This is a genomic window from Amycolatopsis sp. NPDC004378 (assembly GCF_053602455.1).
In genome coordinates, this window is record NZ_JBSGDR010000005.1 from 236,086 (window position 1) to 250,250 (window position 14,165).

Consider the following 14,165-nt stretch of genomic DNA (forward strand, 5'->3'; position numbering starts at 1 on the left):
CTACCAGCCGGACTATAGTTTCTGCATAGCGGAACCTCAACGCCGACGTAAGGAGGACCACCGGTGGCAGCGGAGAAGAACGGGCGCGACGGTGGCGTCCAGTCCCTGCAGCGCGCCTTCGAGCTGCTGGAACACCTCGCGGACACCGGCGGTGAAGCCAGCCTGTCCGAGCTGGCGACACTGTCCGGGCTGCCGATGCCGACGATCCACCGGCTCATCCGCACCCTGGTCGACCTGGGGTACGTCCGGCAGAACACCAACCGCCGCTACGCACTGGGCGCCCGGCTCATCCGGCTGGGCGAGAACGCGAGCATGCAGTTCGGCGCCTGGGCGCGGCCACTGCTGGCGGAGCTGGTCGACGAGGTCGGCGAGACGGCCAACCTGGCGGTCCTGGAGCGCGACGAGGTCGTGTACGTGGCCCAGGTCCCCTCGAAGCACTCGATGCGCATGTTCACCGAGGTCGGCCGCCGCCTGCTGCCGCACGGCACCGGCGTGGGCAAGGCGATGCTGGCCCACCTGCCGGCGGACGACGTCCGCGAGCTGCTTTCCCGGACGGGCATGCCCGCGTACACCGAGCACACGTTCACCGACGCGGACGCACTGGCCGTGGAGCTTTCGCGGATCGCTTCGCAGGGGTACGCACTGGACGAGGCCGAGCAGGAGCTGGGCGTGCGGTGCGTCGCGGTGGCGGTGCCGGGCGCGCCGGTCCCGGCGGCGGTTTCGGTGTCGGGGCCGTCAGGGCGGCTGACCGCCGAGGCGGTGTCGCACATCGCCCCGGCGGTGCAGCGGGTGGCGGAGGCCCTGGGTGCGAGCCTTTCCCAGGCACCCCTATCGGTGTGACTCTAGGTGATACCTCGTGACTGAACGTAACCCCGATGCTGAGGGCTCCGAGGCCGCCGGTAAAGTACGCGACATGGCCAGCCTCGAAGATCTCGAAGCCCGAGTGACCGCGTTGGAGGAGCAGGTGCGCCAGTCCCGCGAGGACGCCACCGCGGCTCGCGTGCTCGCCGGCGCGGCGGACCGCGATGTCTCCGAGTTCAAGCAGCTCTTCTACGCCCAGGTCAAAGTGCTGAACGCCCTGCGCGAAACGCAGATCGAGCACGGGCAGCGTCTCGACGGCCTCGACGCCAGGTTCGACCAGCTGGAAACCAAAGTCGACAGCGGCTTCACCAAGATCAACGTCAGCATGGACCGGATCTCCCAGCTCCTCCAGCAGGTCGTCGACAAGGACTGACTCAGGTCAGCTCTCCCTTCAGCAGGTCCATCAGCAGGCCGTCGCGCCAGGTGCCGTCCGGGGCGCGCTCGTAGTCGCGCAGCCGGCCCACCGGGCGGAAACCCACCTTCGTGTACACCCGGATCGCCGTCTCGTTGGATGCCGCCGGGTCGATCGTCAGACGGTGGTGGCCCTGGTCGAGCAGGTGGCGGGCCAGGGTGCGGACCGCGTCCGTGCCCAGGCCGCGGCCGTGGAAGTGCGGGTGGACCGAGATGTCGATGCCCGCGTGGCGGTACTGCGGGTCCAGTTCCTCGCAGCTCTGGATCAGGCCGACGACTTCGCCGTCGAACTCGATGACGTAGACCGTGTAGCCCTCTTCGGCGACGTACAGGCCTTCGGTTTCGCGGTCCGGGTCGCCCCACCAGCGGGCGACCTCCGGCGTGGCCAGGATCTCCCGGACGCGGGCGCGGTCCGTTGCGACGATCGGGCGCAGCCGCACCCGTTCGCCGGTGATGGCAGTCATGATGGTTCCTCACTCTTGTAGCGGACGACGGCTTCGGGGCGTCTGCTACGAGGAGGGGCACGAGCGGAAGTGCGTCAACCGGGCATACCCGGATTCTGCGCCGCCGGGCCCGGCTCGTCACCTGGATTCCGCCTGAGGGAGCCTCGATGGAACCGCAGCTGACCTGGCTCGCCGCCGCGCACGTGGACCGGCTCGTCGACCGGGCGCTCGACGGCCTGCCGTCCCCGGCGGTGTGGCCGCACCCGCCCAAGACGGCCGCGGGGACGGTCGAGATCACCGTCCGCCACCACTCGGCGGCGAAGGTCCGCACGCCGGTGATCCTCACGCTGCAGGAGGAGGACAGCCGCACCGGCACGGCGTTTTCGGTGGTCCTCGGGCACACGGCCCGCATCACGATGCCGGGCGGCCGCTACTTCGGGGCGGCGATGGTCGTCGACCCGGCGCGCCGCACCCTCGACGGGATCGGCTGGTCCAAGCTCGCGGTCGGGGCCCGGCGGACGTGCCCGCTGGTCATCCCGGCCCAGCGCCCGTCGGCGCAGGTGATCTTCCAGCTGGGCCTGCGGAAGACGGACGGGACGCCGCTCTTCCGGCTCTAGCCGAGCAGGGCGTCCACGAAGGCGCCCGGCTCGAAGGGCGCCAGGTCGTCCGGTCCCTCGCCGAGCCCGACGAGCTTCACCGGCACGCCCAGCTCGCGCTGGACCTGGAACACGATCCCGCCCTTGGCCGTGCCGTCCAGCTTGGTCAGGACGATCCCCGTCACGTCGATGACCTCGGCGAACACCCGCGCCTGCATCAGGCCGTTCTGGCCCGTCGTCGCGTCGAGGACCAGCAGGACCTCGTCGACCTTCGCCTGCTTCTCCACGACGCGCTTGACCTTGCCCAGCTCGTCCATCAGGCCCGTCTTCGTGTGGAGCCGGCCCGCCGTGTCGACCAGGACCGCGTCGACGCCCGTGTCCACGCCGCGCTTGACCGCGTCGAACGCCACCGCCGCCGGGTCCGCGCCTTCCTTGCCGCGGACGACCTCCGCGCCCACGCGCTCGGCCCACGTCTGCAGCTGGTCGGCCGCCGCCGCGCGGAACGTGTCCGCCGCTCCCAGCACCACCGACTTGTCCTGGGCCACCAGGACCCGGGCGAGCTTGCCCGTCGTGGTCGTCTTGCCCGTGCCGTTGACGCCCGCCACCAGCACCACCGCGGGCTGTTTCTTGCCGTCCACGATGTGCGGCAGGGCCCGCACCGAACGCTCCGAGTCGGTTGACAGCTGCGCCGTCAGGACCTCGTGCAGCACCTCGCGCGCCTCGGCCGAGGACCGCACCGCGCGCCGGGAGAGCTCGTCGCGCAGCCGGTCGACGATCTGGGTCGTGGTCGCCGCGCCCAGGTCCGCCATCAGGAGCGTGTCCTCGACGTCCTGCCAGGAGTCCTCGTCCAGGTCGCCGGCGCCGAGCAGGCCGAGCAGGCTGGTCCCGAACACCGAGCGCGACTTCGACAGCCGGCCGCGCAGCCGCTCCATGCGGCCGGTCGCGGGCTCGATCTCCTCGACGACGGGAGCCGGCTCGTCGGGCAGCTTGACGTCCTTGACCGTGCGCTGCGGCGAGTCGCGCGGCACGGCGGCGTCGTCGCCGACCGCGGGCTGGCCGTCGGTCTCCGGCCGGTCCTCGACGGGGTGCTCGACCTCGGTGCCGCCGGGCGCGAGCGCGATGCCCCCGCTGGCCGCGTACGAGCCGCCCTTCGGTTTCTCCTCGACCTCGCGCTGGGCGTCCAGGCTGATCCGGCGCTTGCGCGCGACCAGCAGGCCGGTCACCAGGAGGGCGACCAGCACGACGACGGCGACGACTACGAACAGGAACCAGGTGCTCGACACCCGCCCATCCTTTCATCCGCGTCCGCCGGGCCCGGACACCCCGTCCGCACAGGCAATTCATCACGACCTTGGTCCCGATCGGGACAAGACTTCACCACGCGGGGTTGCGCCACCCCGGGGGCTGCACTAAACCCCACCGGATGGGGAAAAGCGCGAGTCACGGATTCCGGGTGATCGGGTTGCTTTCGGGCACGTCGGTCGACGGCATCGATGTCGCCGCGGCCGACCTGCACGCCGAGGACGGCACGGTCGTCCTGACGCCGCTGGGCGAGCTCGAAATCCCCTACCCCGAACCCCTGCGCGAGGGCCTGCTCGCCGCGCTGCCGCCGAACCCGTGCACCGCCGGCGAGCTGACGCGGCTCGACACCGGCGTCGGCCAGGCGTTCGCCGGCGCGGCCGCGCGCGGCGCCGAAGAGCTGGGCGGCGCGGACCTCGTCGCGTCGCTGGGCCAGACGGTGTTCCACTGGGTCGAGGGCGGCGAGGTCCGCGGCACCCTCCAGCTCGGCCAGCCCGCGTGGATCGCCGAGCGCACCGGGCTGCCGGTGGTGGCCGACCTGCGCGTCCGCGACGTCGCCGCGGGCGGCCACGGCGCTCCCCTGGCCGGCACGCTCGACCAGCTGTGGCTGCGTGGTCTCGCCGAGGACACCGGCCGGGCGGTCGCCGCGCTCAACCTGGGCGGCATCGCGAACATCACGGTCGTCGCCGACGGCGAACCGGCGATCGCCTACGACACCGGCCCGGCCAACGCGCTGCTCGACCTCGCGGCCCACCGCGTCACCGGGCGGCGCAGCGACGTCGACGGGCGGCTCGCGCTCGGTGGGTCGGTGCGCTCCGACCTGCTCCTGCGGCTGCTCGCGGACCCGTACTTCGCCGCCGCGCCACCGAAGTCCACCGGCAAGGAGCACTTCAACGGCCCCTACCTCGACGCCGCCCTCGCCGGGCTCCAGCCGATCGATCCCGGCGACCTGCTGGCGACGCTGACCGAGTTCACCGCGGTGACGGTCGCCGACCAGTGCCTCCGCCACGGCGTCACGACGGTCATCGCGTCCGGCGGGGGCGTCGCGAACCCGGCGCTGATGGCGGCGCTGGCGCGCAACCTCCCGGAAGCCGTGCTCAAGACCAGCGACGACCTCGGCCTGCCCGGCGCCGGCAAGGAGGCGTACCTGACCGCGTTGCTCGGCTGGCTGACCTGGTGCGGCGTGCCCGGTACGGTGCCGTCTGCGACGGGCGCCCGCGGGCCGCGCCTGCTCGGCGCGCTCGTCCCGGGCGCCGGTCCCCTGATCCTTCCCGCCCCGCTGGGGGGCACCGTGACGCGGTTGCGAATCGCGGAGAAGGCCGGATGACATGACAGTAGGAGAAGTCCATGCGTGGTGTTGACCTCGCCATCATCGTGGTCTACCTGGCGGCGATGCCGCTGATAGGCGTGCTCGTCGGCCGGAAGCAACGGTCGGCGGCCGACTACTTCGTCGGCGAGCGCAGCCTCCCGTGGGGCGCGGTGATGTTGTCCGTGGTGGCCACGGAGACCTCGACGCTCACCGTGATCAGCACGCCGGGGCTGGTCTTCGGCAACGCGTTCCTGTTCCTGCAGCTGGCTTTCGGCTACATCATCGGCCGGACCATCGCCGCGTTCGTGCTGCTGCCGCGGTACTTCAAGGGCAACCTCGTGAGCGCGTACGCGTTCCTGGGCAAGCGGTTCGGGCCGGGCCTGCAGGGCACCGCGTCGGTGACGTTCGTGATCACGCGGCTGCTCGCCGAGGGCGTGCGCCTGTTCGCCGGCGCGATCCCGATCAAGGTGATCCTCGGGCACTACAACATCCACCTGGACTACTGGGTGATCGTGGTGATCCTGACCGCGCTGACGCTGGTCTACGCCTACATCGGCGGGATCAAGGCGGTCGTCTGGGTCGACGTCATCCAGCTGACGCTGTACCTGGGCGGCGCGGCGGTCGCCGCGATCGTGCTGCTGAACAAGCTGCCCGGCGACTGGGCTTCGCAGGCGTCCGCGGACGGCAAGTTCATGCTCGTCGACTTCACGAAGAACCTGCTGACCAGCCCGTACGCGTTCGTGACGGCGGTGCTCGGCGGCGCGGCGCTCTCGATGGCGTCGCACGGTGCCGACCAGCTGATCGCGCAGCGGCTGATGGCCACCCGCAGCCTGCGCGACGGCCAGAAGGCGCTCATCGGCAGCGGCATCATCGTGACCATCCAGTTCGCGCTGTTCCTGCTGGTCGGGGCCATGCTGTGGGTGTTCGACGGCCGCAAGTCGGTCGCGCAGCTCGGTCTGCAGAGCCCGGACGACGTGTTCTCGCGGTTCATCATCGACGACCTGCCGGTCGGGGTGTCGGGCCTGCTCATCGCGGGTGTGCTCGCCTCGACCATGGGCGCGCTGGCTTCGGCGCTCAACGCCCTCTCGACGTCCACCGTGGCCGACCTCTACCAGCGCTTCACCAAGCGCTCGCCGGAGGATTCGAAGCTGCTCAAGCACGGTCGCATGTGGACATTGATCTGGGCGGTCGTGTTCGCGGTGTTCGCGTCGCTGTTCTCCACGACGAAGAACTCGGTGATCGAGCTGGGGCTGGCGATCACCGGGTACACCTACGGCGCGCTGCTCGGCGCGTTCGTGCTCGGCCTGCTGATCAAGAAGGCCCGGCAGGTGGACGCGATCATCGCGTTCGTCGCGACGGTCGTCGTGATGGCGTTCGTCATCCTCGGCGTGAAGTTCAGCGCGAAGACCGGCGACCTGATCGGTGTCGACTTCAGCAAGGCCGCCGGGGACAAGGTCGCGCTGGCCTACCCGTGGTACACGCTGCTGGGCGTGGTGATCACGCTGGTCGTGGGCGGGTTGCTGGCGCTGCGGCATCGGACGCCGGACCCGAAGGCGGCCGAGGCCGAAGCCGGTGAGGCCGAAGAGGTCACCACCGCCTGATCCTTCTGAACCGTTTCCGGCGGGCGCCCGTGTCGGTGATCGGGTGCCCGCCGGGAAGCGGCGGGAAGGATCGAAGGTGGGTTCATGAAACGGATGACGGTGGCGCTCGCGGTCGGCGCCCTGGTCCTCGGCGGCGCGGCGACGGCTTCGGCCAGCCCGGCGGGCCCGAAGGTGCCGGACGCGATCAAGGTGCCGGCGGGCAACGTGGCGCTGGCGAGCTACCCGGCCGAGGGCGTGCAGATCTACGGCTGCACCGCGGGTGCCTGGACGCTGCTCCAGCCCGCCGCGGTGCTGTCGAAACACGGCAGGCCGGTGGCCCTGCACAGCAAGGGTCCGGTTTGGACGTCCATCGTGGACGGCAGCACGGTCGGGGCGGCCGCGGTGGCCAACGCGCCGCGGGCGGGCGCGATCCCGGAGCTGCTGCTCAAGGCGAACCTGAACACCGGTGACGGGATCTTCGGCAAGGTGACCTACGTCCAGCGGCTGAACACGCGAGGCGGGGTGGCACCGGCCGGGACCTGCACCGACGGCGCGCAGACCGCGGTGCGCTACTCGGCCGACTACGCCTTCTGGGTCGCCGGATAAGCGGATGTGCGGCCCCCTCCCGTAGCCTGGGCGCGGGAGGGGGATCACATGGGGTTCTTCATCGGGATCGGCGGGGTGCTCGCCGCCCTGCTCGTCATCGGCCTGGTCATGGACCGGCTCGACCGCAAGCGCGGGGTCAAGCACGGCATGCTCCGCCCGGGCGGGCGGCGTCCGACCATCGGCGACGCGGGCGGCGTCGGCAACGACCTCAGGCACTACGAACCGCGCGTGCGGGGCGAAGACCGCCGCGCACCGCGAGAAGACGAGATGTGACGCCTCAGCCGGCCGGGACCGGCTCCTCCTCGGCCGTGCGCAGGCGCTGCGAGATCACCTTCGTGATGCCGTCGCCCTGCATGCTCACGCCGTAGAGCGCGTCGGCGATCTCCATGGTCGGCTTCTGGTGGGTGATGATGATCAGCTGGGACGAGTCCCGCAGCTGCTCCAGCAGCCCGATGAGCCGGCGCATGTTGGTGTCGTCCAGCGCGGCCTCGACCTCGTCCATGACGTAGAAGGGTGAGGGCCGGGCGCGGAAGATCGCGACCAGCATGCCGACCGCGACCAGCGACTTCTCGCCACCGGACAGCAGCGAAAGCCGCTTGACCTTCTTGCCCGGCGGGCGCGCCTCGACGTCGACACCCGTCGAAAGCAGGTCGTCCGGCTCGGTGAGGACCATCCGGCCTTCGCCGCCCGGGAAGAGGACGCCGAACACGGTCTCGAACTCGCGGGCCACGTCCGCGTAGGCGCCGGCGAAGACCTCGAGGATCTTCTCGTCGACCTGCTTGATGACGGCTTCGAGGTCCTTGCGGGTGTCCTTGAGGTCTTCCAGCTGCGTCGAGAGGAACTTGTACCGTTCCTCCAGGGCCGCGAACTCCTCGAGCGCCAGCGGGTTCACCTTGCCCAGCAAGGACAAGTCCTTCTCGGCGCGCTTGGCGCGGCGGGCCTGGGTGTCGCGGTCGTACGGCATGGGCGGCGGCGGGGTGACGTCCTCGCCGCGGTCCTTGGCCGCCTCGTACTCGGCCATCTCGCCCGCGCTCGGCGGGACCGGGACGTCCGGGCCGTACTCCTGGACCAGGTCGGCCAGGCCGATGCCGAAGTCCTCCGCGATCTTGGCTTCGAGGGTCTCCAGGCGCAGCCGCTGCTCGGCCCGCAGGACCTCGTCGCGGTGGACGGCGTCGGTCAGCTTTTCCAGCTCGCCGGTCAGTTCGCGGACCTTCGCGCGGACGCCGGTCAGCGCGGCCTCACGGCTCTGGCGGCGGGCCTGGACCTGGTCGCGCTCGGCGGCCGCGCGCTGCACCGACTGCTCGATGCGTTCGAGCGCGATCTCGCCGCCGTTGACGACGGCGTTCGCGATCTCGGCGCCGCGCTTGCGGGCCGCGGCGGCGCGCTCGGCGCGTTCACGGGCCTGCTGTTCGGCGTGCGCGGCGCGGCGAAGCCCCTCGGCCTTGCCCGCGATGCTGCGCGCCCGCTCCTCGGCGGTGCGCTGCGCGAGCCGCGCCTCCATCTCCTCCTGCCGGACGACGGCCAGCTCTTCGGCGGCGGCGTCGCGCTCGGCGGTGTCCGGGTCGTCCTCGACCGGCTGCTCGGCGACGGCGGCGAGCCGTTCCTCCAGCTCGGCGAGCTGGGCCAGGGCCTGCTCACGGCTCTGCTCGACCTTCGCGCGCTGGCCGGTGAAGCGCTCGACCTCGGCCTGGGCCTGGCGGGCCGCCTGCTGCAGCCGGCTGAGCCGCTCCGACGACCGGGCCTTGCGGACCTTCGCCTCGCCGAGGGCGTCCTTGGCCTGCGACACCTCTTCGCGGCGGGCCTGCTGCTCGGCGCGGGCACCTTCCAGCTCGGCCGTGTAGCGCTCCAGCGAGCGTTCGGCCGTGCGCAGCCGCTCCCCCGCCTCGTCGACGGCGGCCTGGACCTCGATGACGCTCTCGCGCTTGCCCGAGCCGCCGATCGCCCAGCGGGCGCCGAAGACGTCGCCTTCGGCCGTGACCGCGCGGACCTCCGGGTGCACCGCGACCAGGTGGCGCGCCGCTTCGAGGTCGCGGACGATGGCCAGCTTGTCGAGAGCCTGCTCGACGGCGGGCCGCAGCTGCGCGGGCGCCGTGACGACCTCACGCGCCCAGCGCGCGCCGTCCGGCAGCGACGGCCACGCGTAGGTGTCCACAGTGGACTCGGGCCCGCCGAGCAGGATGCCCGCGCGGCCGGAGTCGGTGTCCTTCAAGTACTTCAGGGCGCGCAGGGCGTCTTCGCCGCCGGTGACGGCGACCGCGTCGGCGACCGGGCCGAGGGCCGCGGCCAGTGCCACCTCGTACCCCGGCTCGACGGTCAGCAGCGCGGCGACCGAGCCGAGCAGGCCCGGCAGCTCGTGGGACGCGCCGAGCAGCGCGCCCGCGCCGTCCTTGCGCTTGAGCCCGATGGACAGCGCCTCGACGCGCGCCTTCTCCGACGCGATCTCGCGCTCGGCGGCGCGCTCGGCCTTGACCAGCTCTTCCACGCGCGCCTTGGCCGCGTTGTTGGCCTCGACCGCGCGGTCGTGGCGGTCCATCAGGCCGGCGTCGTCGGACTCCTCGACGCCGCCTTCGGCCTTGGCCATCTCCAGCTCTTCGACGGCGATCTCGGCGCGCTCGGCGGCCTCTTCGAGGGAGACGCTGAGGCGGTCGATCTCGTCGGAGGTCGCGCCGTTCTTGCTGCGCAGCGCCTCGACCTGGCCGGTCAGCTTGGCCATGCCCTCGCGGCGGTCGGCGATGGCGCGGACGGCGGCCCAGTGCGCGCGTTCGGCGGCCTGGACGCGCTGTTCGAGGTCTTCGCGCCGCAGCACGGTCTGGGCCAGCAGCTCCCGGGCCTCCATGACGGCCTCGTTGAGCTCCTCTTCCTGCTCCGCGACGCGCTCGGCTTCTTCGAGCAGCTCTTCGGGGTCGCGGCCGCCGGTCGACGTCGAAACATCGGCCGAGAGGTGGCGCTGCCGCTCGATCGCGAGCCGGACCGTGCCGCGCAGGCGCTCGGCCAGGGCCGAAAGCTTGTACCAGGTCTCCTGGGCCGTCTGCAGCAGCGGCGCGTCCTCGGCCAGCGAGGACTCCAGCTCGGCTTCCTCGGCGGCGACGACCTCGAGGGTCTGCTCGACCTCGGCGCGGCGGGCGCGGGCCGTCTTCTCGTCGGCCTCTTCGCGCGCGATGGCGTCCCGCTGGGTGACGAGGTCGTCGGCGTGCAGGCGGAGGCGGGCGTCGCGCAGTTCGGACTGCACGGACTGGGCCTTGCGGGCGATCTCGGCCTGCTTGCCCAGCGGCTTGAGCTGGCGCCGCAACTCGGTGGTGAGGTCGCCGAGGCGGTCGAGGTTGCCCTGCATGTTGGCCAGCTTGCGCAAGGTCTGTTCCTTGCGCTTGCGGTGCTTGAGGACGCCGGCGGCCTCTTCGATGAAGGCGCGGCGCTCCTCGGGCTTGGACTCGAGGATCGCGGAGAGCTGGCCCTGCCCGACGATGACGTGCATCTCGCGGCCGATGCCGGAGTCCGAGAGCAGCTCCTGGACGTCCATCAGGCGGCAGCGGTCGCCGTTGATCTCGTACTCGCTGGCCCCGTCGCGGAACATCCGGCGGGTGATCGACACCTCGGCGTACTCGATGGGGAGGGCGCCGTCGGCGTTGTCGATGGTGAGGGTGACCTCGGCGCGGCCGAGCGGCGCGCGGCCCGCGGTGCCGGCGAAGATGACGTCTTCCATCTTGCCGCCGCGCAGGTCCTTCGCGCCCTGGGTGCCCATGACCCAGCGCAGCGCGTCCAGCACGTTGGACTTGCCCGAGCCGTTCGGCCCGACCACGCAGGTGATGCCCGGTTCGAAGCGCAGCGTGGTGGCCGAGGCGAAGGACTTGAAGCCCTTCAGCGTCAAGCTTTTCAGGTGCACTGGGTGCTGACCCCTCCGGCCGCGATTACTGGCGTTTCAATCGTCCCAGGCTACCTGGGGGTCTCCGGGGACCGCCGGACGCGCCCCCTCATCGGCGCGCCTTAGCACAGGCTGGACGGTCCCAGCAACCTCACGAACCACACCGGCCCCGGATGTACCAAGGCGTCCGCTACCGCTCGACGAACCCGCTGAGTCCCCCTTTCGGGTCGGACCAGCGCTCGACGACGTTCTCCACACTTCCGGGTGATTCTCCGGACCGCAGGGCGGTCAGCAACCGCTCACAGTGGTTTCGATCACCCTCCGCTATGACCTCGACACGCCCGTCGGGCATGTTGCGGGCACTGCCGACCAACCCGAGCTCGAGCGCCCGGCTCCGGGTCCACCAGCGGAAACCGACGCCCTGGACGCGTCCGCGCACCCACGCCGTCAACCGGGTGTTCGTTTGTTCCTCACTCACGCTTTCATCCTTTCCGGACAGATCGACTGCGCACAGTGATCGCACAGGCCCACTACCTGGGCGAATGGGGCACCGACGGTGATAGCCTCCGCGCCGAGGTCGTCCTCCCGGGGTTCCCCCACCCGGGAAGGCAGTGATCGATTCACGGCCTCACCCCGCGCTTTCCCGAACCCCCGAGGAGCCTGCAATGCCCCGCCCCGACGGGTCCGCCTCGAACTCCCCCGTGACCAGGATCGACACCGCCCCGCCGAAGAGCAGCAAACCGAACCGCACCGGGTACGTCGTGCTCGGGGTGGCCGGACTGGTGGTCGCGACCGCGTTCGCCGCGGTCGCGGAGCTGGCCGGCCCGGACATCGCCGGCACCGCGGGCGGCACCGGCGGCACCGGTGGCCAGGGCACCTCCCTCGGCGGTCTGCAGACGGTGTCGAACACCCCGTCGTCGGCCACCCCGTCGACGCTGGGCGGCATCCCGACGAGCGCACCGGCCACGACGCCGTCGAGCGTGCCGACCACGGTGGTGTCGGTCAGCCCGGACGGCAAGACGACGACCACCCTCGTCAACCAGCCGCCGCCCCCGCCCCGCGACGACACGGGCAACCCGCCGCCGAACTCGCCGCCGCCCTCGTCGCAGAAGCCGCCGCCGACGACGACCAAGACGACGCCGCCGCCGACCTCGTCGCCCGACCCGACGACGTCGCCCGACCCGACCTCGACCCCGCCGAGCGGCGGCGGGACGAGCACCGCGGGTTCGCCGTCGCCGACCACGACGGGCACGTCCGCCTCCGGGGGCGCCACCGCCTCGACCGCGGGCCCCACGCACGCCCAGTGAGCTCCCCGAAGGCCACCGCCGCGGCGGTGGCCTTCGGGGTGTCTAGACCAGGACGGCGGCGATGATCGCGTCGCGCAGGAACCGCCCGTAGCGCTCCGGCGGCCAGCCGCGCTCCAGGCACAGCAGCTCGTACTGCTCCGGGCCGTGGTAGGTCCACAGGATGTCGCGGACGTCGTCGGCCGAGAGCCCGGCGCGGACCTGGCCGGTGGCCATCAGGTCGGCCGAGAAGTACGTCATCGCCGTCAGCATCTCCTGCCGCATCTGCGCCCACACCTCGGCGGCGGCGGGGTCGGCGGCGGCCGCGTCGCGGGCCAGCAGCTGCACCGGGGTCACGGCCGGGACCACGGTGACCAGGTGCTCGAGGTACATCTCGATCTTCCGGGCGGCGTCCGGCTCGGCCTGGATCGCCGCGATGAAGTCGCGGCCGGCGATGGGGACGTCCTCGTCGTCGCCCGCCACCGTGATGTCGAAGACGGCCTTGAGCAGGGTCGCCTTGTTGGCGAAGGCCTTGTAGACCGTCTGCACCGCGACGCCCGCCTCCTTCGCCACCTCGGGCATCGCCGTGCCCGCGTAGCCCTTCTCCCGGAAGAGCCCGGACGCCGCCGTCAGGATCCGGCGGCGGTTCTCGCGCGCCTGCTCCTGACGCCGCGACGTGTCGTATCGGCGCTTGACAGGCTCGGCCATTTAAGTAGAGACTCCTCTATCGAATAAACGTCCATCTATCATGACACCCTGAGGGGGCGTTGACCATGATGGGACAAGCCACCACCGACGCCGTGACCGCCGCGCGGGAGCTCGCACCCGAGCTGAGTGCGCGCGCGGTCGAAGCCGAACAGCTGCGGACGCTGCCGCGCGACCTGGTCGAAAGAGCGCGGGAAGCCGGGCTCTTCCGCCTCGCGACACCCAGGGCGCTCGGCGGGCAGGAACTGCCGCCCGCCACGCTCGTCGAGGTGATCGAAGAACTTTCGCGTGCGGACGGCTCCGCGGGCTGGACGATCACGATCGGCAACGGGTCGGCGTTCCTCGCCTGGCTCGACCCGGCCGTCGCGACGGACCTGCTGACCGGCGTCCCGGACCCGGTCGGCGGCGGGGTCTTCGCGCCGACGGGCCGGCTCACCTCGGACGGCACCGGCAAGTTCGGGCTCGCCGGGCGCTGGGCGTTCTGCAGCGGCAGCCCGCACGCCGACCTGTTCTTCAACGGCGCCTTCGCCGACGGCGACCCGCGCGACTGGCGGCTGGCCGTCGTCCCGGCCGCCGGGGTGCGGGTGGTCGGCAACTGGGACGTCAGCGGCCTGCGCGGCACGGGCAGCCATGACGTCGAGATCGAGGCCGTCGTACGGGCGGAGCACACGATCTCGCCGTTCACGACCCCGGCGCGCCACGACGGGCCGTTGTGGCGGTTCCCGTTCTTCACCTTCATCGGCACGCTGATGGCGGGTGTCCCGCTCGGCATCGCGCGGCGCGCGCTGGACGAGTTCACCGCGTTCGCGCCGGCGAAGATCCGCCCGCCGGGCCCGGGCCCGATCGCCGAGGACGGCGACGTCCAGATCGCGCTGACCCGCGCCGAAGGACGGCTGTGCTCGGCCCGCGCGTTCGTCTTCGACGCCCTCGGCTCGCTGTGGGACACGGCGTGCGCGGGCGACGTGCCGGACGTGCGGCAGCGCGGGCAGTTCCTGCTGTCGACGCAGCAGGCGATGCGCGCCTCGCTGAGCGCGGTGAACATCGCGTTCGGCTTCGCGGGTGCGGGCGCGCTGCACGCGGACCAGCCGATGCAGCGCTGCTTCCGCGACCTCCACGCGGCATCCCAGCACATCTACTTCTCCGCGGCGGCGTCGAAGCGGTACGCCAAGCTGCGCTTCGGAATCGACCAGCCGACCTTCTGGTTCTAGGGGCT

Annotated in this window: 14 protein-coding genes; 9 read left to right on the forward strand and 5 right to left on the reverse strand. The window is 71.8% G+C overall.

The features are described from left to right. The first annotated feature begins 63 nt into the window (after positions 1–63). Together ACWEN0_RS18710 and ACWEN0_RS18715 are read left to right on the forward strand one after the other, a co-directional pair. Positions 64–840, forward strand: coding sequence for an IclR family transcriptional regulator (locus ACWEN0_RS18710; RefSeq protein WP_451974726.1), 777 nt, complete (start codon positions 64–66; stop codon positions 838–840). Between the two features lie 73 nt (positions 841–913). Next, positions 914–1,234 (forward strand): hypothetical protein, encoded by a 321-nt coding sequence (locus ACWEN0_RS18715; protein ID WP_451974728.1) that lies wholly within the window; start codon positions 914–916, stop codon positions 1,232–1,234. Position 1,235: 1 nt separating this feature from the next. On the opposite strand, the gene ACWEN0_RS18720 is transcribed toward ACWEN0_RS18715, so the two are convergent. After that, entirely contained in the window at positions 1,236–1,736 is a 501-nt protein-coding gene (locus ACWEN0_RS18720) for a GNAT family N-acetyltransferase (protein WP_451974730.1), read from the reverse strand. Positions 1,737–1,882: 146 nt separating this feature from the next. Here ACWEN0_RS18720 and ACWEN0_RS18725 point away from each other — a divergent pair, with 146 nt between their 5' ends. Next, the gene (locus ACWEN0_RS18725) at positions 1,883–2,332 is read left to right on the forward strand and encodes a hypothetical protein (RefSeq protein ID WP_451974732.1); all 450 of its coding nucleotides are present in this window, start codon (positions 1,883–1,885) and stop codon (positions 2,330–2,332) included. On the opposite strand, the gene ftsY is transcribed toward ACWEN0_RS18725, so the two are convergent. Next, positions 2,329–3,594: a signal recognition particle-docking protein FtsY gene (ftsY, locus tag ACWEN0_RS18730; RefSeq protein WP_451974734.1), complete on the reverse strand. Its 1,266-nt coding sequence runs from the start codon at positions 3,592–3,594 to the stop codon at positions 2,329–2,331. The genes ACWEN0_RS18725 and ftsY overlap by 4 nt on opposite strands. A 140-nt stretch (positions 3,595–3,734) precedes the next feature. Here ftsY and ACWEN0_RS18735 point away from each other — a divergent pair, with 140 nt between their 5' ends. The 4 genes from ACWEN0_RS18735 (at position 3,735) to ACWEN0_RS18750 (ending at position 7,378) form a co-directional block, all read left to right on the forward strand. Continuing rightward, complete coding sequence (locus ACWEN0_RS18735) at positions 3,735–4,937, forward strand: anhydro-N-acetylmuramic acid kinase (protein ID WP_451974736.1); 1,203 nt, start codon at positions 3,735–3,737, stop codon at positions 4,935–4,937. Between the two features lie 20 nt (positions 4,938–4,957). Continuing rightward, positions 4,958–6,520: a sodium:solute symporter gene (locus ACWEN0_RS18740; RefSeq protein ID WP_451974738.1), complete on the forward strand. Its 1,563-nt coding sequence runs from the start codon at positions 4,958–4,960 to the stop codon at positions 6,518–6,520. An 84-nt stretch (positions 6,521–6,604) separates the two neighbouring features. Next, on the forward strand, positions 6,605–7,105 hold the full coding sequence (locus tag ACWEN0_RS18745) for a DUF3455 domain-containing protein (protein WP_451974740.1): 501 nt from the start codon (positions 6,605–6,607) through the stop codon (positions 7,103–7,105). Positions 7,106–7,153: 48 nt separating this feature from the next. Beyond that, positions 7,154–7,378, forward strand: coding sequence for a hypothetical protein (locus tag ACWEN0_RS18750; RefSeq protein WP_451974742.1), 225 nt, complete (start codon positions 7,154–7,156; stop codon positions 7,376–7,378). Between the two features lie 4 nt (positions 7,379–7,382). On the opposite strand, the gene smc is transcribed toward ACWEN0_RS18750, so the two are convergent. Then, on the reverse strand, positions 7,383–10,985 hold the full coding sequence (gene smc, locus ACWEN0_RS18755) for a chromosome segregation protein SMC (protein ID WP_451974744.1): 3,603 nt from the start codon (positions 10,983–10,985) through the stop codon (positions 7,383–7,385). Between the two features lie 169 nt (positions 10,986–11,154). Then, positions 11,155–11,442, reverse strand: a complete 288-nt coding sequence (locus tag ACWEN0_RS18760) for an acylphosphatase (RefSeq protein WP_451974746.1) — start codon at positions 11,440–11,442, stop codon at positions 11,155–11,157. Positions 11,443–11,629: 187 nt separating this feature from the next. Here ACWEN0_RS18760 and ACWEN0_RS18765 point away from each other — a divergent pair, with 187 nt between their 5' ends. Then, the gene (locus ACWEN0_RS18765; RefSeq protein ID WP_451974748.1) at positions 11,630–12,271 is read left to right on the forward strand and encodes a hypothetical protein; all 642 of its coding nucleotides are present in this window, start codon (positions 11,630–11,632) and stop codon (positions 12,269–12,271) included. A 42-nt stretch (positions 12,272–12,313) separates the two neighbouring features. Here ACWEN0_RS18765 and ACWEN0_RS18770 read toward each other — a convergent pair whose 3' ends face one another. Continuing rightward, the gene (locus ACWEN0_RS18770) at positions 12,314–12,955 is read right to left on the reverse strand and encodes a TetR/AcrR family transcriptional regulator (RefSeq protein ID WP_451974750.1); all 642 of its coding nucleotides are present in this window, start codon (positions 12,953–12,955) and stop codon (positions 12,314–12,316) included. A gap of 65 nt (positions 12,956–13,020) precedes the next feature. On the opposite strand from ACWEN0_RS18770, the gene ACWEN0_RS18775 reads away from it, so the two are divergent. Further along, positions 13,021–14,160, forward strand: coding sequence for an acyl-CoA dehydrogenase family protein (locus tag ACWEN0_RS18775; RefSeq protein ID WP_451974752.1), 1,140 nt, complete (start codon positions 13,021–13,023; stop codon positions 14,158–14,160). Positions 14,161–14,165: the final 5 nt, after the last annotated feature.